20 protein-coding genes are annotated in these 23,464 nt (G+C 64.9%); 13 read left to right on the top strand and 7 right to left on the bottom strand.

Annotated features, from left to right (window positions below):
- The first annotated feature begins 44 nt into the window (after nucleotides 1-44).
- The 3 genes from AC05QJ_RS14755 to AC05QJ_RS14745 all read left to right on the top strand — a co-directional run bounded on the left by AC05QJ_RS14755 (nucleotide 45) and on the right by AC05QJ_RS14745 (nucleotide 3,408).
- Nucleotides 45-1,181, top strand: coding sequence for an ABC transporter substrate-binding protein (locus AC05QJ_RS14755; RefSeq protein ID WP_476747558.1), 1,137 nt, complete (start codon nucleotides 45-47; stop codon nucleotides 1,179-1,181).
- 32 nt (nucleotides 1,182-1,213) lie between these two features.
- Entirely contained in the window at nucleotides 1,214-2,485 is a 1,272-nt protein-coding gene (locus tag AC05QJ_RS14750) for an OprD family porin (protein ID WP_476747557.1), read from the top strand.
- A gap of 131 nt (nucleotides 2,486-2,616) precedes the next feature.
- The gene (locus AC05QJ_RS14745) at nucleotides 2,617-3,408 is read left to right on the top strand and encodes a hypothetical protein (RefSeq protein WP_476747556.1); all 792 of its coding nucleotides are present in this window, start codon (nucleotides 2,617-2,619) and stop codon (nucleotides 3,406-3,408) included.
- Nucleotides 3,409-3,532: 124 nt separating this feature from the next.
- Here the strand turns inward: AC05QJ_RS14745 and AC05QJ_RS14740 are convergent, their stop codons facing one another.
- Nucleotides 3,533-4,951: an amino acid permease gene (locus AC05QJ_RS14740; protein WP_476747555.1), complete on the bottom strand. Its 1,419-nt coding sequence runs from the start codon at nucleotides 4,949-4,951 to the stop codon at nucleotides 3,533-3,535.
- 456 nt (nucleotides 4,952-5,407) lie between these two features.
- Between AC05QJ_RS14740 and AC05QJ_RS14735 the strand changes: the two genes are divergently transcribed.
- From AC05QJ_RS14735 to AC05QJ_RS14695, 9 genes are all read left to right on the top strand, one after another.
- Nucleotides 5,408-6,826 (top strand): aminotransferase-like domain-containing protein, encoded by a 1,419-nt coding sequence (locus AC05QJ_RS14735; RefSeq protein WP_476747554.1) that lies wholly within the window; start codon nucleotides 5,408-5,410, stop codon nucleotides 6,824-6,826.
- Between the two features lie 57 nt (nucleotides 6,827-6,883).
- Complete coding sequence (locus tag AC05QJ_RS14730) at nucleotides 6,884-7,612, top strand: FecR family protein (protein ID WP_476747553.1); 729 nt, start codon at nucleotides 6,884-6,886, stop codon at nucleotides 7,610-7,612.
- A gap of 98 nt (nucleotides 7,613-7,710) precedes the next feature.
- Nucleotides 7,711-8,469: a class I SAM-dependent methyltransferase gene (locus tag AC05QJ_RS14725; protein WP_476747552.1), complete on the top strand. Its 759-nt coding sequence runs from the start codon at nucleotides 7,711-7,713 to the stop codon at nucleotides 8,467-8,469.
- A gap of 299 nt (nucleotides 8,470-8,768) precedes the next feature.
- The gene (locus AC05QJ_RS14720; RefSeq protein WP_476747551.1) at nucleotides 8,769-9,620 is read left to right on the top strand and encodes an STAS domain-containing protein; all 852 of its coding nucleotides are present in this window, start codon (nucleotides 8,769-8,771) and stop codon (nucleotides 9,618-9,620) included.
- Nucleotides 9,621-9,624: 4 nt separating this feature from the next.
- On the top strand, nucleotides 9,625-9,987 hold the full coding sequence (locus AC05QJ_RS14715; RefSeq protein WP_476747550.1) for an STAS domain-containing protein: 363 nt from the start codon (nucleotides 9,625-9,627) through the stop codon (nucleotides 9,985-9,987).
- The gene (locus AC05QJ_RS14710) at nucleotides 9,984-10,388 is read left to right on the top strand and encodes an anti-sigma regulatory factor (RefSeq protein WP_476747549.1); all 405 of its coding nucleotides are present in this window, start codon (nucleotides 9,984-9,986) and stop codon (nucleotides 10,386-10,388) included. Before AC05QJ_RS14715 ends, AC05QJ_RS14710 begins: the two co-directional genes overlap by 4 nt.
- On the top strand, nucleotides 10,379-11,392 hold the full coding sequence (locus tag AC05QJ_RS14705) for an ATP-binding protein (protein WP_476747548.1): 1,014 nt from the start codon (nucleotides 10,379-10,381) through the stop codon (nucleotides 11,390-11,392). The genes AC05QJ_RS14710 and AC05QJ_RS14705 overlap by 10 nt, the downstream gene beginning before the upstream one ends.
- Nucleotides 11,389-12,258 carry a sensor histidine kinase gene (locus AC05QJ_RS14700; RefSeq protein ID WP_476747547.1) on the top strand — a complete coding sequence of 290 codons (870 nt, stop codon included), beginning with the start codon at nucleotides 11,389-11,391 and terminating at the stop codon, nucleotides 12,256-12,258. The genes AC05QJ_RS14705 and AC05QJ_RS14700 overlap by 4 nt, the downstream gene beginning before the upstream one ends.
- Entirely contained in the window at nucleotides 12,248-14,206 is a 1,959-nt protein-coding gene (locus AC05QJ_RS14695) for a response regulator (RefSeq protein WP_476747546.1), read from the top strand. The genes AC05QJ_RS14700 and AC05QJ_RS14695 overlap by 11 nt, the downstream gene beginning before the upstream one ends.
- Before the next feature lie 229 nt (nucleotides 14,207-14,435).
- On the opposite strand, the gene AC05QJ_RS14690 is transcribed toward AC05QJ_RS14695, so the two are convergent.
- Entirely contained in the window at nucleotides 14,436-15,332 is an 897-nt protein-coding gene (locus AC05QJ_RS14690) for a LysR substrate-binding domain-containing protein (protein WP_476747545.1), read from the bottom strand.
- Between the two features lie 151 nt (nucleotides 15,333-15,483).
- Between AC05QJ_RS14690 and ydiJ the strand changes: the two genes are divergently transcribed.
- Nucleotides 15,484-18,504 carry a D-2-hydroxyglutarate dehydrogenase YdiJ gene (gene ydiJ, locus AC05QJ_RS14685; protein ID WP_476747946.1) on the top strand — a complete coding sequence of 1,007 codons (3,021 nt, stop codon included), beginning with the start codon at nucleotides 15,484-15,486 and terminating at the stop codon, nucleotides 18,502-18,504.
- A 17-nt stretch (nucleotides 18,505-18,521) separates the two neighbouring features.
- Here the strand turns inward: ydiJ and AC05QJ_RS14680 are convergent, their stop codons facing one another.
- From AC05QJ_RS14680 to tssF, 5 genes are read right to left on the bottom strand one after another with little or no spacing between them, the layout of a single operon-like run.
- A complete protein-coding gene (locus AC05QJ_RS14680; RefSeq protein ID WP_476747544.1) occupies nucleotides 18,522-19,652 on the bottom strand; it encodes an OmpA family protein in 1,131 nt (376 codons plus the stop codon).
- A gap of 21 nt (nucleotides 19,653-19,673) precedes the next feature.
- On the bottom strand, nucleotides 19,674-20,114 hold the full coding sequence (tssE, locus tag AC05QJ_RS14675; RefSeq protein ID WP_476747543.1) for a type VI secretion system baseplate subunit TssE: 441 nt from the start codon (nucleotides 20,112-20,114) through the stop codon (nucleotides 19,674-19,676).
- 4 nt (nucleotides 20,115-20,118) lie between these two features.
- Nucleotides 20,119-20,652 (bottom strand): type VI secretion system lipoprotein TssJ, encoded by a 534-nt coding sequence (tssJ, locus tag AC05QJ_RS14670; protein ID WP_476747542.1) that lies wholly within the window; start codon nucleotides 20,650-20,652, stop codon nucleotides 20,119-20,121.
- Nucleotides 20,633-21,721: a type VI secretion system baseplate subunit TssG gene (gene tssG, locus AC05QJ_RS14665; RefSeq protein ID WP_476747541.1), complete on the bottom strand. Its 1,089-nt coding sequence runs from the start codon at nucleotides 21,719-21,721 to the stop codon at nucleotides 20,633-20,635. The genes tssJ and tssG overlap by 20 nt, the downstream gene beginning before the upstream one ends.
- On the bottom strand, nucleotides 21,685-23,445 hold the full coding sequence (gene tssF, locus AC05QJ_RS14660; RefSeq protein ID WP_476747540.1) for a type VI secretion system baseplate subunit TssF: 1,761 nt from the start codon (nucleotides 23,443-23,445) through the stop codon (nucleotides 21,685-21,687). Before tssF ends, tssG begins: the two co-directional genes overlap by 37 nt.
- Between the last annotated feature and the right edge of the window lie 19 nt (nucleotides 23,446-23,464).

Raw genomic sequence — 23,464 nt, 5'->3', positions numbered from 1 at the left:
TACCTGCTTGCTCAACGCCATAACAACAATACTCAGGAGCTTCCATGAAACCCTTCCTTCCCTTGCTGCTGGTGGCCGCCCTGTCGGCTGCCGCACAAGCCGACGTCACCGTCGGCGTGGTTCTCTCCACCACCGGTCCCGGCGCCTCGCTGGGCATTCCGGAACGCAACACGGTGGCCCTGCTGCCCAAGGAAATCGCCGGCCAGGCGGTGAAATACTTGGTACTCGACGACGGCAGCGACAGCACCGCCGCAGCCAAGAATGCGCGCAAGCTGGTGAGCGAAAGCCAGGTCGACCTGCTGATCGGCTCCACCACCGTGCCGACCTCGGCAGCCGTGGCGCAGATCGCCAAGGAAAGCCACACCGCCCAGATCGCCCTGGCGCCCTACACGCCGGCCAGCGGCGAACAGCAGTGGATCTTCACCATCGCCCAGACCAACGCCCTGATGGCCGAAGCGCTGATCGAGCACATGAAGGAAGCCGGGGTGAAGACCCTCGCCTACATCGGCTACAACGACGTCTGGGGCGAGGACTGGCACAAGGTCCTCAGCGAACTGGCGCCAGCCGCGGGCATCAAGCTGGTGCGCGACGAGCGCTTCAACCGCACCGACTCCTCGGTCAGCGGTCAGGCCCTGAAGGTCATGAGCAGCAAACCCGACGCAGTGCTGATCGGCGCCACCGGCACCCCGGCCGCCCTGCCCCACACCGAACTGCGCCGGCTCGGTTACAAGGGCACGATCTACCACACCCACGGCGCGGCCAACTCGGCGTTCCTGCGCATCGGCGACAAGGCCCTGAACGGCGCCATCCTGCCGGTGGGCCCGGTGGTGGTCTGGGACAAACTGCCCGAAACCCATCCATCCAAGGCCGTGGCCAGCGACTACGCCCAGCGCTACGAAGCACAGTACGGCGCCGGCAGCCTGTCGCCGTTCGGCGCCTACCTGTACGACGCCATGCGCCTGGTCGAGGCCGCTGTCCCCGAAGCCCTGAAAACCGCCCAGCCCGGCAGTGCCGAGTTCCGCCAGAGCCTGCGCGACCAACTGGAGAAGACCAGGGACGTCGCCGGCACCCATGGCGTCTACAACCTCAGCGCCACCGACCACTTCGGCCACGACCAGCGCGCCCGCGCCCTGGTCACCGTGCAGGACCAGCAATGGGTCCTGCTGCACGCCCCTGAATGAACCGTCAGAACAACAATAAGAAAGGCCACACCATGAACCGACTCAACACCGCCATCGCCCTCGGCTCCCTCTGCGCCCTCAGCCCGGTGCTGCACGCCCAGGGCTTCTTCGAAGACAGCAAGGCCAGCATCACGGCCCGCAACTACTACTTCGACCGCGACTACAAAGGCACCTCGGCGCAATCGGCCACCCGCGAATGGGCCCAGGGCTTCATCCTGCGCTTCAGCTCCGGCTACACCGAAGGGCCAGTGGGCTTCGGCCTTGATGCCCAGGGCCTGCTGGGCCTGAAACTGGATTCCAGCCCGGACCGCACCGGCACCGGCCTGCTGCCATTCGACAGCACCGACCGCCATCCCCGCGATGACTATTCGGAACTGGGCCTGACCGGCAAGCTCAAGGTGTCGAAGACCGAACTGCAGGCCGGCACCCTGATGCCGATCCTGCCGATCCTGTTCGCCAGCCCGACCCGGTTGCTGCCGCAGACCTTCCGCGGGGTGAACCTGAAGTCCCAGGACATCGACAGCCTGACCTTCACTGCCGGTCGCCTCGACCGGATGAACCAGCGCGACTCCACCAACGACCAGAAAATCAGCATCGCCGCGCCCAACCGCCGCTTCAACGGCGCGGCGCAGTCCGATGCCTTCTACTACATCGGCGGCGATTACCAATGGTCCGAGCCGCTGACCCTGAAGTACTACCACGCCGAACTGGAGGACATCTACAAACAGGACTACGTCGGCTTCGTCGACAACCGCGCCCTGGGCGGCGGCCGCCTGAAAACCGATGTGCGCTACCACATCAGCCGCGAGGACGGCGCCGCCCGGGCCGGCGAAGTGGACAACCGCACCTTCGGCATCATGGCCACCTACAGCCAGGCCGGTCACAGCCTGGGGCTGGGCTGGATGCAGCTGGACGGCGACACCTCCATGCCCTACATCGCCGGTTCCGAGCCGATGGTGGTCAGCGAAGGTGCCCTGAGCAGCGAATTCCTCAACCCGAAACAGCGTACCTGGCAGGTGCGTTACGACTACGACTTCGCGGTCATGGGCGTGCCGGGGCTCAAAGGCATGCTGCGCTACCTGGACGGCAGCCATATCGAGCTACCGACGGCACTCGGCGGCTCGGGACTGAACGAGAGCGAGAAGGACATCGAGCTGTCGTATGTGGTGCAGAGCGGGCCGCTGAAGAACGTCGCGCTGCGTTTGCGCCATGCCTGGTATCGCAATGACTTCGCTTCGGCGGCGTCGTTCAGGGATGACAATGAGCTGCGGGTGAATATCGACTACACCCTGGCGCTCTGGTAAGCGCCCACTCCAGCCCCCGTCCGCGGGGGCTACCTGATATTTCTGTCAGGTGTGCCGTTGAAAAAAAGCCAATAGACTCACCCACGTCCCATCGTCATCGTCCCGTGACCCACAGGGCATCGAGGTGCACAATGAGCGAAACGTACCAGTATGGCGTGTTCAATTATTCCAAAGGCCCGTTCGGCGTTATCAAAAGCCATGGAAAGCACCACCTGGTCGGCCATGCAGACTTCGACCAGAACATCAACCTGGCTCACAAGGCAGGTGGTGTCGAGAGCCTGAGCTACAACGAAAACTACGACTTTTCCCCTGACTACCGAGGCATGGACGGAATGCCCGTGCTGTTCTTTACGCAGAGAAATGCCAATGGTCACCACATCTATTGCCTGGGGGAACGGACGGTTTTCCGCCCGCTGGACAAATACCCCTTGCCCGTGGAAAAGCTGGATGCGCCGGTCGAAGACACCAAAGTCATAAAGGTGACGGTACTCATTCTGTTGGAGGGGCTGGGGACGGCGCATATCGACAACAGCAGGTTCGCCGCCGAACGCATGCAGTTCTACGCAACGCCAGACACGCTGGCGTCCGCCCTCCTCCAGGCCTGCGTTGACGCGCTGGCAAGCGGAAGCACTACAGCCTCCAGCAAATACCCGTTCTACCGAAAAACGAGCGCTACTTTTGGCGAGTGCGTCGTCGGGTTGAGTTATGAAGCGCTCGGCCCAGGCCGCGAGTCGTATCTGGAAAAAACCGGTGCGCAGTACCGAGCGCTCGGCTTGCCATGGCATGTCATCGGCAAAAAAGACATGGCCAACGCCGCTCCCGCGCTCGACAAGAACAAGTCCCTCAAGGAAAACGGGGTGACGGCGTCCAATCTTGTCTATTGCCGTGCCTGGTTGCCGGGCAACAATCTCCAGTCCTATTAACGACACGGCGCCTCAACAAGGGCCAGCGTTCGATGCCACCGGCAAGCTAGCGCTTCCACGGCACAAACGAAAAAGCCGGCACCCCAAGGACGCCGGCTTTTTCACGGGTAGTGTCGCAGGTGCATCAAGCCGCCTTCTTCAGCGCCCGATAGTGCACCACCATCCCCATCAGCGCCACGACCGCCGCCGCGACACCGGTGGACACCACCAGCACCTGATACTCCTCGACGAACGCCATGGTAATCAGGCAGCCGACGATAAAGATGATGCTCAGGTAAGTCAGCCACGGGAACAGCCACATCTTCAGACGGATCTGCTTGCCCTCGGCTTCCAGCTTGCGGCGCATCTTCAGTTGCGAGCAGGCGATCACCAGGTACACCAGCATGGCAATCATGCCCGTGGTGTTCATCAGGGTGTCCAGCACGTCTTTCGGACGCAGGGCTTCGTTGAAGTTGATCAGCGCGCAGATCACCGCCACGGCGCAGGAGCCGATGATGGCGAACACCGGTACGCCAGTACCGGCACGGGTCAGTTTGAAGATCTTCGGCGCATCGCCACGGGTCGACAGGGAGAACAGCATGCGCGACGCGGTGTAGTGGGCCGAGATCAGGCAGCTGCTGACCGAGGTCAGAACGACGAAGTTCATCACGAACTCGGCACCCGGAATGCCCAGCATTTCCAGGGTACGGCGGTACGAACCGTAGCCGGAGGTGCCCATCAGCGGGTCATTCCACGGTACCAGGCAGACGATCAGGAAGATCGAGCCGATGTAGAACAGGCAGACGCGCCACACCACCGAGTTGGTGGCCTTGACGATCTGGCCGGCCGGGTCTTTCGACTCGGAGGCGGCGATGGTGACGATTTCCGCGCCGAGGAAGGCGAACATCGCCCCCAGCATGGCCACCACCACCGACTCGATACCGTTGGGCATGAAGCCGCCATGGGCCGTGAGGTTGGCCATGCCGCTGACTTCACCGGTAGGCCACAGGTTCATCACCGCCGCCGTGCACACCACCAGGAAGCAGACGATGGCCACCACCTTGATGAGGGCGAACCAGAACTCGAACTCGCCGTAGTGCTTGACGTTGAAGAAGTTCACGCAGATCAGCGCCAGGGTGGCGATCAGCACGAAGCTGTTGATGCTCACCGAGGGGAACCAGCCATGGAGAATCTTGCCGGCGACGTAGGCTTCCCAGGCCATCAGGATCACCCAGTAGCCCCAGTACAGCCAGCCGATGGTGAAACCGGCCCAGCGGCCGATGGCGCGCTCGGCGTAGGTGGAGAACGAGCCGGTATCCGGCGAGGAAGTCGCCATTTCACCGAGCATGCGCATGATCAGCACCACCAGGATGCCGCCGGCCAGGTAGGCCAGTACCGCAGCCGGGCCGGCGCTGTGGATCACGCTGCCGGAACCGACGAAGAGTGCACCGCCGATCACGCCGGCGATCGACATCATGGTCAGGTGACGCGATTTGAGCGAAGCCGCCAGCTTGCTCTCGTGCTCCGACTTCGCTGCCGAAGTCGTTGTGGATGTTGCGTCCATCAGTTGGTCTACCCCGTGTTCTTTTTATCCAAGGAAACTCGACGGGGGCGTGACATGGAGTCGCGCCCCTTTTGCATCAGCTGCTCTGATTTGACGTGCACGACGCTGTCCGGGCCGACGAACGGCTACATGCTGGACAGATTTTCTGTCGTACTCAGGCTCGTCCGCTGGGCCTGAAAGGTGCTGCAAAGACGCGATGACCGGCCCTGACGGGTGGCGGCATCAGCGGGTGAAACGCAAGGGCGCTGCCCTGCGTCGGGAATTCATGGTGCGACGAACGGTTGTTCATGAAGCTTCACGGCTTTGATCTAGCGGTAACTGGTACCTAATGTAAAAATGTCCGGCCTCAAGAGCCATGCACAGTGCCCACTGATTGTCACTGCACTGTACAGGCCGCCAATGCAATACAGCGCAGGCGCGGCCGGCGACACGCTCACCCGAAGGCATAGTTTTCCCATGTTCGAACTCCATCCCGACGCCTCGCACCCGCTGGTCAACCAGATCATCGACGGACTGCGCGAGGCGATCGAGAACCAGACCCTCAAGCCCGGCGCCAAGGTCCCGTCGATCCGCGCCTTCGCCGCGAAGTATTCGGTCAGCACCTTCACCGTGGTGGAAGCCTACGACCGCCTGGTGGCCCAGGGGCTGCTGGTCAGTCGTGGCACCGCCGGGTTCTTCGTCAACCGGGCGGCCGGCGAACTGCTTGACCCGCAGGCCAGCGAACCTGACCTGGCCAAGCCGGCGTTCAATTCCGAGTGGTACCTGCAGCAGATTTTCGAAAGCCGGCAACTGGCGTTCAAGCCCGGCTGCGGCTGGCTGCCGAACGACTGGATGTACGAAGACGGCCTGCGCCGCGGCCTGCGCCAGGTCGCCAGCAGCGTGATGGAGCTGAGCGGCTATGGCGACCCGATGGGCCTTGCCGAGTTGCGCGCCCTCACCGCACAGAACCTGCAGCAGGACCTGCGCATCGTCGTGCCGCCCAACCAGCTGATGCTCACCCACGGCGCCAGCCAGGCCCTGGACCTGGCGGTGCGGACCCTGGTCAAGCCCGGCGACGTGGTGCTGGTGGACGATCCCGGCTACCCCAACCTGATGAGCATCCTGCGCTTCCAGGGCGCCACCCTGCTCGGCGTGCCACGCACGCCGAACGGCTACGACCTGGAGCACTTGCAACGGCTGCTTGATCACCACCAGCCAACGGTCTTCTTCACCCAGCCGCACCTGCACAGCCCGACCTGCTCGCGCACGCCGCTGGTCCAACTGCACCGCCTGCTGCAACTGGCCACCCAGCACGGTTTCCGCCTGGTGGAAAACAACCTCTACGCCGACATGATCGAAGAGCCGCTGCCCTGCCTGACCAGCCTCGACCATCTGCAGCAGGTGGTCTATGTCGGCAGCTACTCCAAGAGCATCTCGCCCAACGTGCGGGTCGGCTACATGCTGGCCAACCCGGAGCTGATGCAGCAGTTGCTGCAATTGAAGATGCGCTCCGGGCTGACCACCTCGCAGGTGATGGAACGGGTGGTCTACGCCGCCATCACCGACGGGCGCTGGCGCAAGCACCTCAAGCGTCTGCGCCAGCGCCTGGCCGAAGCGCATCAGGAAGTCGGCCGGCAACTGGCACGGCTGGGCTTCGAGCGCTTCATCGAATCGGACGAAGGCATGTACATCTGGACCCGTCACCCGGCCATTCCCGACAGCGCCGCGCTGCTGGACGATGCCCTCGACCAGGGCATCATGCTCGGCCCCGGCCAGTTGTTCATGGTCGATTCCCAGGCCACCGGCTGGATGCGCTTCAACGTGGCATTCAGCACCGACCCGGCATTGTGGGAGCAACTGGAGAAGTTGCTGGTCAAGCACATCCGTCGCCTGTAGGGCGCGCATCAGCCCGATGCGCTAGGGTTGTCCCATCGCCGACAACCCCGAGCCGCCATGTCACGCTCAACCTACAACCGCATCACCGTCGTCATGGGTCTGTGCGCGCTGATCGCCGCTTCGGCGCTGCTGGGCCTGCCCTACTGGCAGCAGGACTTCGTCATCGCCGACCTGCGCACCGAAACCGGCCAGCGCCTGGGCGAACGCCTCGATGACGGCAGCCTGCTCGACCTGGATGCCGGCACTACGGTTGCCCTGCAGTTCGACGACGATCAGCACCGCATTCGCCTGCTGACCGGACAAATCCTGCTGCAGGCCGCCGCGACCCCGCTGGCCATCACCACCCCGCAGGGCCGCATCGAGACCCGGGATGCCCGGTTACTGGTGGAGCGTCTGGACGACACCACCCTGGTCAGCCAGCTCAGCGGCAGCAGCCGCATCGGGCCCGACCTGAACCTGGACAGCGGCCAGCAGGTTCGCCTCAGCGCCGACGGTGCCGGCCCCGTGCACCCGCTGGACGCCGTCGCGCTGCAACGGGCCTGGACCCACCACCAGTTGCTGGCGATCGACCAGCCGCTGGCGGAAGTGCTGGAGCGCCTGGCCCGCCACCATCCGGGCCTGCTGCTGTTCGACCGAACGGTGCTGGCGCGGCAGCGGGTAACGGCCACCCTGCCCACCGACGACAGCAACGCCGCCCTCACAACGCTGGCACAACAGGTACCGCTGCGCATCCGCCGCCTCGGGCCCTGGCTGACGCTGGTGTCCCTGGTCGAAACGACGCACTGAAGGTTCCGCCGGCCAGGGGCAGAAAAAGGTCGAATGGTGAAGGCTTGCGCCGCGGCGCTAGGATCAGCGAACCAAAAAGAAATACAGAGGCCGGTTTCATGACAAGCAGCATGTTCAAGGATCACTTTTCCAGCGGCTCGGCCGGTTACGCGGCCTACCGACCGGGCTATCCGCTGGAACTGATCGACGAGCTGACCAGCATCAGCGCCGGCACCGGCCGTGCCCTGGATTGCGGCTGTGGCACCGGGCAACTGTCGGTGCTGCTGGCCGAGCGCTTCGACGAAGTGATCGCCACCGACGCCAGTGCCGCACAGATCGCCGCCGCCGAACCCCGCGAGGGCGTGGTCTACCGCACCGCCCCGGCCGAGGACAGCGGCCTGGCCGATGCCAGCGTCGACCTGATCACCGTGGCCCAGGCTGCCCACTGGCTGGACCTGGACAAATTCTACGACGAGGCCCGGCGCATCGCCCGGCCCCAGGCAGCCATCGCCCTGATCACCTACGGCGTGCTGCATCTGCAAGGTGGGGCTGACCGTCATCTGCAGCACTTCTACCACGACACCATCGCCGGCTTCTGGCCGCCCGAGCGCCGCCATGTGGAAAGCGGCTACCGCGACCTGCCCTTCCCGTTTGCCGAAATCGACGTACCACCCCAGGTCATCGAAATGCACTGGAACCTGGCGCAACTGATTGGCTACCTGAACACCTGGTCGGCGGTGAAAGCCGCGCACAAGGCGCTTGGCGTCAATCCCGTGGATGCGCTGGCGGAAATGCTGAGCGAAGAATGGGGCGATCCGGCGAGCCGGCGGCTGATTACCTGGCCGTTGACGGTCCGGGCCGGGCGGATCCGCGACTGACACCCCCGACAAGCTCGCTCCCACAGGTCCAGCCAAAACAAATAACCATGTTGTGTTCCATGAACGCTGGCAGCGTCGGCAGCCCCAAGCAGCCGCAGGCCCCGGAACAGCGGCATGGATCAGGACTTCCCGACCAGAAAATCCCCACACTCCCCCACGGAACCATTTGCCAAACCCAAAGATCGGATTCTCATTCCCCGCCCATACTGGCAATGCGCCAAATAATTTTCTGCGGGCAGTGATACTGTCAGCAGGCCGGACTTACGAAACCGGCCCCATTCTCAGGAGCAACGACAGAAATGGCAGCACTCAGCACCAGCACGCTCGAAGCGATCCAGGCACACCGTACCCAACTGCTCGGCGAATGGATCCGCGACCTTCAGGACAGCGGCGCGACCCGCAACCTCAAGGAACAGGACCTGCAACAACAAACCAACGAATTCCTGCAGTTGCTGATCGCAGGCCTGGAAACCCAGACAGGCGAAAACATCGGCACCGCCGGCTGGGACAATGTCCGCCAGTTCCTCGAAAAGCTCTCCCACAGCCGTGCCCTGCTCGGTCACGATTCGCACCAGACTGCCAATTTCATCTTCGCCCTCAAAGGCCCGCTGTTCGCCCTCCTGCAAAAGCAGTTCGGCAAGAAGCCCGCACAACTGGCCGAACAGCTGTGGGTGGTTTCCGAGTTGCTCGACTCTCTGGGCATGCACACCATCCGCACCTACCAGAAATCCCGCGAAGCGGTGATCAAGCGCCAGCAGGAAGAACTGCTGGAACTGTCCACGCCGGTGGTCAAGCTGTGGGACGGCGTGCTGGCCCTGCCGATGATCGGCACCCTCGACTCGCAACGTACCCAGGTGGTGATGGAGTCGCTGCTGCAACGCATCGTCGATACCGGCGCCGAAATCGCCATCATCGACATCACCGGTGTGCCGACCGTCGATACCCTGGTAGCCCAGCACCTGCTCAAGACCGTCACGGCCATCCGCCTGATGGGGGCCGACTGCATCATCAGCGGCGTGCGCCCGCAGATCGCCCAGACCATCGTGCACCTGGGCCTCGACCTGCAAGGCGTGACGACCAAGGCCAACCTCGCCGACGCCCTGAAACTGGCGCTGTCGCGCCTGGGCACCTCGATCGTCAAAGCGGTCTGAAGCCATGGACCGTATTCCGATTCTGCAGATGGGCGAATTCCTGCTGGTGACCATTCAGGTCGACATGCATGACCAGCTGGCCCGCACCCTTCAGGACGATCTGTCCGAGCGCATCAGTCGCACCTCCGCCAAGGGTGTGCTGATCGATATTTCCGCGCTGGACATGGTCGACTCCTTCATTGGCCGGATGATCGGCACCATTTCCGGCCTGTCACGGATCATGGACGCACAGACCGTGCTGGTAGGCATGCAGCCCTCGGTGGCCATCACCCTGGTGGAGCTGGGTATGAACCTGCCCGGCGTCATGACCGCACTGAACGTCGAGCGCGGCATGCAGAAACTCCGCGACCAGGTAGCGCATTCATGAACCTGCTCAGCAGCGGTACCCAACCGGTCCGCCTGGAACAGGACGTGGTCCTGGCCCGGCAGACCGCGCGCAAGCTGGCTACCGAGTGTGGCATGCGTCTGATCGACCAGACCAAGCTGGTCACGGCGGTCAGCGAGCTGGCGCGCAACACCGTGGTCTACGGCGGTGGCGGCGACATGGAGTGGCAAGTGCTGGAGGACATTGGCCGTGTCGGCCTGCGCCTGAGCTTCCGCGACAACGGCCCGGGCATCGCCGACATCCGCCTGGCAATGACCGACGGCTGGACCTCAGGCGGCGGCCTTGGCCTCGGCCTGACCGGGGCCAAGCGCCTGGTAGACGAATTCGACCTGCAAACCGCGCCCGGCGAGGGCACCTGCGTGACGATTACCCGATGGACCTGAAAATTGATGGATCGCCGACCTGCGTGCTGGCGATAGAAGACAGCTCCCAGGTCGGCCACGCCCGGCGTACCGCACAAACCCTGGCGCAGATGCACGGGTTCAGCGAAACCGACATCGGTCGGATCGGGCTGGTAGTGACGGAACTGGGCAGCAACCTGCTCAAGCATGCCAGCCGCGGCGAATTGCACCTGCGCACCCTGCCACGCGCCGGCCAGCCTGGCTTCGAAGTGCTGGCGGTGGACCGCGCCGGCGGCTTCGAGCGCGAGGCCTGCCTGGCCGACGGCTATTCCACTGGCGGCACCCAGGGCATCGGCCTTGGCGCCGTGGCACGGCAAGCCGAGGTGTTCGACCTGTACAGCGACGAACGCGGCACCGTGCTGCTGGCGCGCCTCTACCGCAAGGAAGACCGCGACCCCGACGTGCGCTACGGCATCAGCCAGCACGCCCTGCACAACGATGCGCATTGCGGCGACAGTTGGTACCTGGCCCTCGCCAACGGTCATTTCAGCGCACTGGTGGTGGACGGCCTCGGCCACGGCGTCGAGGCCGAAGAGGCGGCGCTGCTCGGCCGCGCCACCTTCGCCGCGCAAGCTTTCGAAGCGCCGGACCTGATTCTCGACGACATGCACCAGGCGATGAGAGGCAGCCGCGGCGGCGCCGTGGGCATCGCCCAGTTCGACGGCTACCGCGACAGCCTGCGTTTCGCAGGCATCGGCAATATCGGCGCCAGCCTGATCACCCCCGAGAAAGCCCGCGGCCTGACCTCCCACCCGGGGATCGTCGGCGCCCAATACCGAAAGGCCCAGGCCTTCGACTATGCTCCGGTGAGCGGCAGCCTGCTGATCCTGTACAGCGACGGTTTGCAGTCACGCTGGAATCTCAACGACTACCCCGGACTGATCCATCGCCACCCGGCGGTGATCGCCACCGTCCTGCACCGCGACTACTGCCGCGGCCGGGACGATGTGACCGTGCTGGCGATCGCGCTGGAGGCCGTGCAATGACCGATCTGTCCAACCTCAGCCCCGAGCAACGCGCACTCTTCGACCGCCTGCAAGGCGAAGCCGATGCGCTGCGCGCCGAACTCGACGAGACCAACCAGGGCGTGCTGGCACTGTACTCGGAGCTGGATACCCAGGCCGAACAGCTGCGCCAGGCCTCGGACCTGAAAAGCCGCTTCCTGTCCTACATGAGCCACGAGTTCCGCACGCCACTGGGCTCGATCCTGAGCATCACCAGCCTGCTGGCCGACGAGCTGGACGGCCCCCTCAGCCCCGAGCAGCACAAGCAGGTGGCCTTCGTCAGCAATGCCACCCGCGAGCTGAGCGACATGGTCGACGACCTGCTGGACCTGGCCAAGATCGAGGCCGGACGCATTACCGTCTCGCCTGGCTGGTTCGACATGCTCGACCTGTTCGCCGCCCTGCGCGGCATGTTCCGGCCGATCGTCACCAGCGAGGTGGCCCTGATCTTCGAGGAGCCGGCCGGCCTGCCGCGGCTGTATACCGATGACAAGAAGCTGGCGCAGATTCTGCGCAACTTCATTTCCAACTCGCTGAAGTTCACCACCAGCGGCGAAGTGCGGGTGTCAGCCCGCCTGGAGGGCACCGACCGCGTGCGCTTCGCGGTCACCGATACCGGTATCGGCATCGCGCCAGAGCTGCACGGCGCGTTGTTCGAAGACTTCTCCCAGGTCGACTCGCCCCTGCAGAAACGGCTGCGCGGCACCGGCCTGGGCCTGTCGCTGTGCAAGCGCTTCGCGGCGCTGCTTGGCGGTGAAGTCGGGGTGCGCAGCGAGCCCGGGACCGGCTCGACCTTCTACGTCATCATCCCTCTGGCCGTTGCCACGGAGCCCGTCGATGAAACCTGATACCCAGTTGCTGATCGTCGACGACAACGTCGCCACCCGCTACGCCCTGAGCCGGCGCCTGGATCGTCATGGCTACAAGGTGCTGGAGGCGGGCACCGGCGGCGAAGGGCTGGCCCTGATCGCGCAGTCACGCATCGACGCCCTCATCCTCGATGTCAACCTGCCTGACATGAGCGGCTTCGATATCGTCCGTCAGTTGCGCGCTCATCCCGACACCGCCCTGTTGCCGGTGATCCATGTCTCCGCCGCGTCGATCCAGACCGGCGACATCATTACCGGCCTCGACGCCGGCGCCGACGCCTACCTGATTCACCCGGTGGACCCGGACGTACTGCTGGCGACCCTGCGCACCCTGCTGCGGGTGCGCGACACCGAACACGCCCTGCGTGACTCCGAGGCGCGCTTTCGCGAGATGTTCACCAACGTCTCGGCGCCGATTGCCGTGCTCGACGCCAACCTGACGCTGCATGAATGCAACCCGGCGTTCGCCCGGCTGCTGCCTGACGAGCCCGATCCGCAAGCGCTGCGCGACTGCCTCGACGACAACGAGCCAGCGATCCTGGGCGAACTGCGCCTGCGCCTGGCCGACGGCGGTCGCTGGAAAGGCAAGCTGAACATGCGCGTGCGTGGCGAGCTGCGCGAGACCGAATGGCAGATCTCGCCCTATCGCACCCCGGGGTCGAGCCTGGTGTTCGTCGAGGACGTCACCGAACACCGCCATCGCGAGCGTTCGCACCAGGCCAAACTGGATAGCGCCAATACCCAGCTGGCCAGGGAAGTCGCCGAGCGTGCGCGTACCGAGGCGCAGTTGCTGCAGGTACAGAAGATGGACGCCCTGGGCAAGCTTACCGGCGGTATCGCCCATGACTTCAACAACCTGCTGACCGGGATCATCACCAGCCTCGAACTGATCCGCAAACAGGTGGCCGGGCATCCTTCGGGGAAGGTCCAGGTGTATGCCGACGCCGCCTTGAGCTCGGCCACCAGCGCCGCTTCCCTGACCCATCGCCTGCTCGCGTTCGCCCGCCAGCAACCGCTGGACACCCGGCCGGTGGACGTCAATGAGCATGTGCGCTCGCTGGAAGAACTGATCATCCGCACCGTCGGGGAACGCATCGCCCTGAAACTGGAACTGACCGACCAGCCAGCCACGGCCCTGGTCGACCCGGTGCAGCTGGAAAGCGCGGTGCTCAACCTGGTGATCAACGCCCGCGACGCCCTGCCCCACGGCGGCACCATCTGGATCACCACCCAGACCGGCACAGGCCAGGGCAATCCGAAACTGGCGGAGGGCGACTACGTGGCCCTGTCGGTTCGCGACGACGGTATCGGCATCGACCACAGTGTGATCGACAAGGTGTTCGAACCGTTCTTCACCACCAAGCCACTGGGCCAGGGCACCGGCCTGGGGCTATCGACCATCTATGGTTTCGCCCGCCAGTCCGGCGGCGACGCGCGGATCCACAGCGCGATCAGACGTGGCACCGAAGTGACCCTCACCCTGCCCGCCAGCAGCGCACCCGGCGTGCCGATCACCCTGCCGGGCACGGTCAACCCCCAGGGTCACGGCGAGCACCTGCTGATCGTCGAGGACATGGCGGCGGTACGCATGTTCGTCAGCGAAGTGCTTTTGGACGCCGGCTATCGCTGTACGGCGGTGGAAAGCATCGAGCTTGCGCTGGAGCGGCTACAGAAGGACCCTTCCATCGACCTGCTGCTGACCGACGTCGGCCTGCCGCGCATGAGCGGTCGCGAACTGGCGGATGTGGCGCGGGGCTGGCGCCCGGAGTTGCCAATCCTGTTCATGACCGGTTACGCCCAGAATGCGGTCAACCGCCAGGCGTTCCTTGCGCCGGGGATGGACATGCTGTTCAAGCCGTTCCAGATCGGCGAGTTGCTGGACAAGGTGCGACGGGCGCTGGACGACGGGCAAGTCCAGACGGGCTGAAGCTGTCCGTCGCCCTGGCGCCGCGCTGTCGCGCAGAACGGTGGAGCGAGCTTGTCGGGGCGCCGAACCGTCGCGAACGGCGGCGCAGCCGTCGTAGACCCTGAGTTCCCGATCAGCCTGACACACCCGGGGCACAGGCTTTGTGGCCGCTGCGCGCCCAATCGCGGCTGAAGCCGCTCCCACGAGGGGACCAGGCACCGAGCCTGGCCCTGGAAGGTATTCCACAACCTTACGGCCGCATGTCCGGCTCCTCCAGCAACCAGGCGCGAAACGCCTCCAGTGCCGGCAGCGACTGGTTGCGCGCGGGATACACCAGGTAATAGCTGCGGGTGCTGGCATAGGGCAGCACCGGGCTCACCAGTTTGCCTTCGGCCAGTTCATCGGTAATGAGGATCCGCGGCACCAGGCCGATGCCGATATCTGCCCGGACCGCCTGGATCAGGTGCGAGGTCAACTCGAAGCTGGGCCCCAGGCGCATGGCCTGGTGGGCCAGGCCGTGATGGGTGAACCAGTCGCCCCAGGCGTGGGGGTTGTTGGCGACGTTGAGCAGCACCTGCTGGCTGATGTCCTCCGTTGTCCAGCGCGGGCGGGAGGCGGCCAGGGCCGGCGACAGGATCACCACCAGTTCCTCGGCATGCAGCAGGTGACTGACCAGCCCCGGCTGCTCGCCGCTGGCGACCACGATGGCCGCATCGATGCCGCTGGTGGCGAAGTCCACCGGCTCGATCCGCGAGTTGATGTGTACCAGCACTTCCGGATGGCGGCGGTAGAACTCATGCAGGCGCGGCAGCAGCCATTTCGAGCCGAAGGTAGGCAGCGTGGCCAGGCGCAGGTTGCCGCCGCCGGCCTGGTGGGCGATGGCGTGCAGGGTGGCGCTGCGGATACGCCCGAGGGCCTCGCTGATCTCGCGCTGGTACACCCGGCCTACCTCGGTGAGCTTGACGGTGCGGCCTTCGCGGCGGAACAGGATCACCCCCAGTTGCTGCTCCAGGGCCTGCACCTGGCGACTGACCGCGCTCTGGGTCAGGGACAGCTCCACGGCGGCGCGGGTATAGCTTTCATGCCGGGCGGCGGCCTCGAAGGCCAGCAGCAGCGACATCGACGGGGTCAGGTTGCGGTAATTCATTCATAAAACTCATCAAAGGCTGCGCCATTATCCGTTTGTGCCCGGCGCGGGACTCAGGAATGATTGGCATCATCCACTACCCGGCGATGAGTGACCATACATTCACGTCAGGAATAAATGATTAGCCCAAGATAAAAGAGGCCATCCCGTGATGATCGCCCAACTGCCGGTGAGCGCGCCTGCCACCGACTACACCGCCTTCCTCGATGCCCTGCGTGACGCCGGTTTCCGCGGCCAGTTCAGCACCGATTACGGCACCCGCACCGTGCTCGCCACCGACAACTCCATCTACCAGCGCCTGCCCCAGGCGGCGGTGTTCCCGCTGGATGCCGACGACGTGGCGCGGGTCGCCACGCTGATGGCCGAGCCGCGCTTTCGCCAGATCAAGCTGACCCCGCGCGGCGGCGGCACCGGCACCAACGGCCAGTCGCTGACCGACGGTATCGTCGTCGACCTGTCGCGGCACATGAACACCATCCTCGAAATCAACGTCGAGGAACGCTGGGTGCGGGTCCAGGCGGGCGTGGTCAAGGACCAGCTCAACGCCGCGCTCAAGCCCCACGGCCTGTTCTTCGCCCCCGAGCTGTCCACCTCCAACCGCGCCACCGTCGGCGGCATGATCAACACCGACGCCAGCGGCCAGGGCAGTTGCACCTACGGCAAGACCCGCGACCACGTACTGGAGCTGCACAGCGTGCTGCTGGGCGGCGAGCGCCTGCACAGCCTGCCGATCGACGCCGCCGCCCTGGACGCCGCCTGCGCCCTGCCCGGCCGGGTCGGCGAGGTCTATCGCATGGCCCGCGACATCCAGGAAACCCAGGCCGAACTGATCGAAAGCACCTTCCCCAAACTCAACCGCTGCCTGACCGGCTACGACCTCGCCCACCTGCGCGAGGACGACGGTCGCTTCAACCTCAACAGTGTGCTGTGCGGCGCCGAAGGCTCGCTGGGCTACGTGGTCGAGGCCAAGCTCAATGTGCTGCCGATCCCGAAATACGCGGTGCTGGTCAACGTCCGCTACACCAGCTTCATGGACGCCCTGCGCGACGCCAACGCGCTGATGGCACACAAACCGCTGTCCATCGAGACGGTGGACTCCCGCGTGCTGATGCTGGCGATGCAGGACATCGTCTGGCACAGCGTCGCCGAATACTTCCCTGCCGATCCGGAGAAACCCACCCTCGGCATCAACCTGGTGGAGTTCTGCGGCGATCAGCCCGACGAGGTCAACGCCCGGGTCGCGGCCTTCATCGAGCACCTGCAAGCCGACACCAGCGTCGAGCGCCTCGGCCACACCCTGGCCGAAGGCTCGGCGGCAGTGACCCGGGTCTACACCATGCGCAAGCGCTCGGTGGGCCTGCTGGGCAACGTCGAAGGCGAAGTGCGTCCGCAGCCTTTCGTGGAAGACACCGCCGTACCGCCTGAGCAACTGGCCGACTACATCGCCGAGTTCCGCGCCCTGCTCGACGGCTACGGGCTGACCTACGGCATGTTCGGCCACGTCGATGCCGGCGTGTTGCACGTACGCCCGGCGCTGGACATGAAAGACCCGGCCCAGGCCGCGCTGGTCAAGCCGATCTCCGACGCGGTGGCGGCACTGACCCAGCGCTACGGCGGCCTGCTCTGGGGCGAGCACGGCAAGGGCCTGCGCTCGGAATACGTACCGGCCTACTTCGGCGAGCTGTACCCGTCGCTGCAACGCCTCAAGGGCGCCTTCGACCCGCACAACCAGCTCAACCCCGGCAAGATCTGCACCCCGCCAGGCAGTGCGGAAGGCCTGATCAAGGTCAACGAGGCGCCGCTGCGCGGCGAGCACGACCGGCAGATCGACGAGCGGGTCTGGCAGAGCTACGCCAGCGCGGTGCATTGCAACGGCAACGGCGCCTGCTACAACTTCGACCCCGACGACGCCATGTGCCCGTCGTGGAAAGCCACCCGCGAGCGCCAGCATTCACCCAAGGGCCGCGCCTCGCTGATCCGCGAATGGCTGCGCCTGCAGGGTGCGGCGAACATCGACGTGCTGGCCGCCGCGCAACAGCCGGCGTCGTGGCTCAAGGGCCTGCCGCAGCGCCTGCGCAACGTGCGAAACAAGCAACAGGGCCAGGCCGACTTCTCCCATGAGGTGTACGACGCCATGGCCGGCTGCCTGGCGTGCAAGTCGTGCGCCGGACAGTGCCCGATCAAGGTCAACGTCCCGGACTTCCGCTCGCGCTTCCTCGAGCTGTACCACGGCCGCTACCAGCGCCCGCTGCGGGACTACCTGATCGGTTCGCTGGAATTCACCATTCCGTACCTGGCCCACGCGCCAGGGCTGTACAACGCCGTGATGGGTTCGAAGTGGGTGAGCAGGCTGCTGGCGGAGCAGATCGGCATGGTCGACAGCCCGCTGATCAGCCGCTTCAACTTCCAGGCCACCCTGAGCCGCTGCAACGTGCGCGCAGCCAGCGTTCCAGCCCTGCGCGAACTGACCCCGGCCCAGCGCGAGCGCAGCATCGTGCTGGTCCAGGACGCCTTCACCCGCTACTTCGAGACGCCGCTGCTGGCCGCCTTCATCGACCTGGCCCATCGGCTCGGTCACAAGGTATTCCTTGCGCCTTACAGCGCCAACGGCAAACCGCTGCACGTACAAGGCTTCCTCGGCGCCTTCGCCAAAGCGGCGATCCGCAACGGCACGCAGCTCAAGGCCCTGGCCGAGTGCGGTGTGCCGCTGGTGGGACTGGACCCGGCGATGACCCTGGTCTACCGCCAGGAATACCAGAAAGTCCCGGGCCTGGACGGTTGCCCGAAGGTGCTGTTGCCACAGGAATGGCTGATGGACGTACTGCCCGAGCAAGTCGGTGGCAAAGCCGCCAGCTTCCGCCTGATGGCCCACTGCACTGAAAAAACCAACGTACCGGCCAGCACCAGACAGTGGGAGCAGGTGTTCTCGCGCCTGGGCCTGAAACTGGTGACCGAGGCCACCGGCTGCTGCGGCATGTCCGGCACCTACGGCCACGAAGCCCGCAATCAGGACACCTCGAAAACTATCTTCGAGCAGTCCTGGGCCGGCAAGCTGGACAAGGACGGCGAGCCGCTGGCCACCGGCTACTCATGCCGCAGCCAGGTCAAGCGCATGGCAGACAAACAACTGCGTCATCCGCTGGAGGTGGTGTTGCAGTATGTGATCGGCTGATCGCGCGCCGGGCAGGTCTAGCCCGAGGCGTCCTGATCACAGCCATGGGGTTGCGGCAGGAGGCGGATATCCACTCTGCGGTTGGCGGTGCGCCCGGACACCTGGGCGTTACTCGCCACTGGCTGACTGTCGGCGACGCCCTGCACGACGAAACAACTGTCGGGAAGCTTGCCAATGCGCTGGATCCAGTCCCGCACGGCGATGGCCCGGGCCTGTGACAACTGGCGATTCTGCTGCGCTTCGCCAGTGCTATCGGCATGTCCGGCGATCACGATCAGCCATCCGGGCCGCGCTTCGATCTCCACGAATGCCTTGACCAGCCCCGCCAATGCATCCGGCCTGATCTGTGCGCTACCGACATCGAACAGAACCGGACTGCTCAGGTTTACCGGCCCGGGAGCAGGCAGGGCGACAGCACGCTCGGCCCGCCCATGGGACCAGACGCTCCAGACCAGCAGTCCGACCAGCAGCACCAGTCCTGCTCCGATCAACGCAAAACGGCGACGCCCGGGTGGTGGCGGCTCGGCCGGGAGCAGCGGCGGTGCTTCGGGCGGCGGCATGATCACCAACGGCATCAGCCGCTGCGGCGTCGTGTGCCTGATCCGCGGGGCGTCTGCGTTCGGTAATGGCTGGGCATCCTGTGTTCTGAGCTGCAGCCCCTCGAGCAGCTTCAGCAGTGCCTGCAGTGAACGCGACGGCACTTGCAGGTGTGCGAGAACCTGCTGCATCCGCTCAAGCCGAGCCTGCAACTGCAACCACAGCGATGCGCTGACGGAATTCTCCGACCAACCCCGCAGTAGCGGCGGCAACTGCAGAAACATCCAATCGAGCATCCCTGCCTTCGCCGCGTCGGCCGCGGGCCAGAGCCGCGGCCAGTGGGAGAGCAGCGACTCTATCAATTCCAACCCTTGCACCATGCCATGCAGGCCATGGCGATGGCTGCGCGCCAGAACGCAAGCCACCATCGAGTACAGGTCCGCACCGTTGCTCTGAAACAGACGGGTGCAAAGCACCTCGACCCTGTCCCAGTCCACATCCGGGCAGGCCGGATGGCCAAGCTTGCCCAGTTCCTCGCGCAACGCCTTGAAGGCTTCAAGGTGCCGTGGATCTTCTGCCACGTCGGCTTCCATCTCGATCAATGCCGTCATCAGGGTTCTCCTCGCCGGGGCTCAGGGCGACTGCAGGTAATCCTGGCGTTTCAAATGACGAAGCAGAATGCGGCCCTCCGCCCCCAGGGTGGTGCCGAACGTCACCCTGTCCCCTGCCTTGAGACAGGCATGGAGCACGTACTCCAGATGCCCCGGACAGGACTGCGGTGCCAGTTCGATCTGCAACTGCGCAAGCCTTGGCTCGTAGGCCAGCAGCGTCGCAGTCATCGCACCGGTGAGGCCGTGGGCGGCACCGGCCAGCCCCTGCAGTACCATGCCCATGTCCGGTAGTCCGTACCCCGGCAAATGCGCCAGAGCACCTGCCCGGCTGTTGAGGACACGCTGCAGGTTATCGAGAACGGAAAGCACCAGTTGATCTGCCTCGTCGACCTGATGAAGCTCCAGCTCGCCGGAAAAGTTCTGGAACAGGACTTCATAGAGCGATGGCCCGGTGTCGTGCATGAAATCACTCCGCCAACGGACGCAAGGTCAGATGGTTGTCGCCCAGTTCGAGCGTCCTTGCCCGATCAGGATCGAGGTCCTGGCGGTCCAGCACCTGGCGCCAGGTGTTGGCCTCGGCTTCCGGGTGCCGGAACAGGGCGATGACGGCCACGTAGCGGGCGTCCTGGTGCATAGGCTGGTTGAACTGCACGCCCTGCCCCGGCATCAGCATCAGCGAGCGATGCTCGAGCAGGTCGGCGCCGAGCGTGCCCTGGCTGTCCACCAGCAGTTCCTCGTAACTGGCCTTGTCCAGGGACTTGCGCTCACGTAGCTGGTAGACCCGGACCAGGGTAGGCACCGACAGGCCGCTCATTTCCTGCAGGTCATTGTTCATCGCCGCCCGCCCGCGGAGGTCCAGATGCAGGGTTTTCACTTGCTTGTAAAAGAGGGTGTGGGCGGTGCTGCGCGTCTCATCGCTGATGCTCTGAACCAGGCCGCAACCACCCAGCACGGCGGTCAACGCCACTACACCCGATGTTCTAGAAACGGTACGCCACATGTTGTGCCTCTCTGTGCTGCGAATTGCGGGTCAGACCGTGATAGCGACCCAGATTGATGGTGATTCGCGCCGCTCCCGGCGCGTCGTCGAGGCCGCCGCCGAACACGGCGGTCATGCCCAGCAAGGCACCACCCCCGGCGGTCGGCACCGGCAGGCAGGCGCGTGCCAGCGACAATTTCAGGCGCGCGGTACACCGCCAGCCCAGGTAGACCCGCAGCAGCACCAGCAAATCACGGTGCAGCGCGGCGCCCGGCAACCACCCCCGGGCTTCATCGGGGTCGTCGGTAGACAGCAACAGGCACATCTCGCTATTGGCGTCATGGCCGACCGGCCCCAGCGGCATGCCTCGATCCAGCCGCGCATTACCCTGCGGCCCCAGGCACGCGGGATACGGCAGACGGACCTGACGAGGCCAGTGCGCCGTGATGCGAACGCGAGTGCCAGGCGCCAGCAAGCTGACCAACGCGCTCACGCCTTCGGCATTGCGTGTCGGCAGGCGCATCACACTGAGTAGCGCCAGGAAGCGCGACACCGGCGTGGCGATCTGCTCGGCCGTACCCGGAATACCCAGGCCGATCAGCCCCAGCAGGCATTGCGATGTCTCGTCCCGGCCACCGGCCTCGAACGTCGCCGGGTAGGAATATTTGCGCCAGATCCGGTAGAACTGGGTGAAGACCCGGTGATTGAAGATGTCGAGAAAGGCTTCCAGTGCTTCATGCCCTTCGCGGCGCTGGGTGATGTCGTCCAGGTAGGCGCTGGGCATCGGCGAATCGACGCCGTAAAGCCCCAGCACCCGGGTGCGTACCGTGGCTGGGCGCTGGGGGTCGTCCGGGTCGATCTCGATGGCACGCAGTTCTCCCGCCGGAAAGCCCATGCCGGGGTCGGGACGAAAACGCACCGGGTCGTCCCCAGGATGAGTGCTGCTGCCCAAAGGCGGGTGCCCTGGCAGCGCCCGCTCCAGCAATTGGCAAAAGCGATGCAGCCCGGCTTCGGCCACTCGTTTTTGCAGTGCTTGCAGCACGCCGGTCTCGATCAGCCGGGAATGCGCTGATTGTGGTTCTCGTTCCATCGCAAGGTTTTCCCGGTCGGTTGCAGGATCAGCGTGAGCTGGTTGAACAAGTGGATGTCGGCATACAGGCCGAAGAAGCGGTTGAGCATTTCTCCGAACAGGGCGATGTCACCCTCGCCGCAGAAGCCGCTGGCATCCAGCGTCACCTCGATGTCGACACCCCGCAGCAGGAAGCCTTTCTCGAAGCGCTGGATCAGGTGATGACGGACCTCGGCAATGGCCGCCAGCCGGCGCCGGTTCAGTTCACTGCCGCTCCAGTCGTACAGCGCCAGGGTGCCACGCAGCACTTCGGCGCTATCGAGCATCGGCAGAAAGTTGGAGCCCAGGTGACTGAGCACGCGCCAGTGGAAGCGGTCGTTGTCGGGCGGGTAGCAGGGCAAGGTCGGCGCACACAGGTTGCGCACTTTCAGGCCTTCACCGGCGGACTGGCCGAAACCGTCGAGTACCGTGCTCTGCAGCGCCTTGCGCGGCAACTGACCATTGGTGCCGGTCAGGGACAAGGAAAGACTTCTGGCTCCAAGGCGGTCCTCTCGTTCGAAACCTTCACCGCCGAGAATCAGCCAGGTGTCGTGCAAACCGTTGGGGCCACGCTTGAGCCGGGTGTGAAAATAGCGCTCCGGCGCCTCGTCGCGCAGCATGCCGCCCTTGTGGCGGAAGCTGCTGAATGGCACATAGTGCAGCGCAGCGCCATCGGTCGCCGACGAGACATTGTCTACCGAGTAGATTTCCGTATGCCCATCCTGCAAGCGCATGGGGCGCAACAGGTACTCGGACTGCAACGGGTCGGGCTGCAGCGGGTCGGCCTCCAGGGCAAACAGGTTGATCACCGGAACGGCGTTGAGCCGAATATTCTCGGTTTCCGGCTCGACCGAGTGCGGCCAGGGCTCGTGAAGCACTGCCTCCACCTCGAACCACGGCGTATCCGCATTGATTGCAAGACGCTCCAGACCGTGCAATTCAACGAACATGAACTTTTCGCGGAAGGTGAAATATTCCAGCAACAACTGGTAGCCGCTGAACGCGCTGTCGCCCTTGGGCCACAGGCAGTCCTGCGGGGCGAAACCACCCGGAGCGAAGTGGCCGTCGAAACGACGCCGCTCACCGCCGCCGGGCAGCCGCAGGTAGAGTGCGGCGGTATTGAGCGTCAGGGCCTGGTGCAAGGCGCTGGTCATCGCCGGTTCGCCATTGACATACAGCGACAGACACCGCAGGTCGTTCGCACTCTGCAATGCGGTGGTGCAGTCGAAGCGCAGGCGCAGCAGCGTTCGGCCATCGGCCTGGCGGGCGAGCCGTACCGAGCTGAGCGTCAGTGGCGCCAGCACCAGATCGCGTGTGGTGGTGTAGCTGCAACGGGTCTGCTGCGGGCCTATGGGCTGCGACAGCACTTCGAACCCTCTGGCCACGACCTTGCCAGGTTGCTTGCCCGTCATGTCCGGCGTCAACTCGACGATAGACAGCGAAGGAATGGTTCGCAGGTAATGGGGCCAAAGCAGGCTGACGAGGCCTTCGGTGAGCTCCGGCAGGTCGTCGTCGAGCTTCTCGCGCAGGCGGCCCATCAGGAATGCGAAACCTTCGAACAGTCGCTCGACAAAAGGATCGCGAGCACCGGCCTTGTCCAGGTTGAGATGGGCAGCACGATCGGGGAACGCTTGTGCGAACTCCTTGCCGGCCTCGCGCAGGTAGCGCATTTCGGCGTCGAAATAATGCAGGGTCAGATTGTCCATGCTCCAGAACAGCTCCGTA

This window comes from Pseudomonas sp. TUM25319 (genome assembly GCF_056388475.1).
The sequence above is the reverse complement of the archived record's forward strand: the minus strand, read 5'-3'. Positions and strand labels throughout refer to the sequence as shown.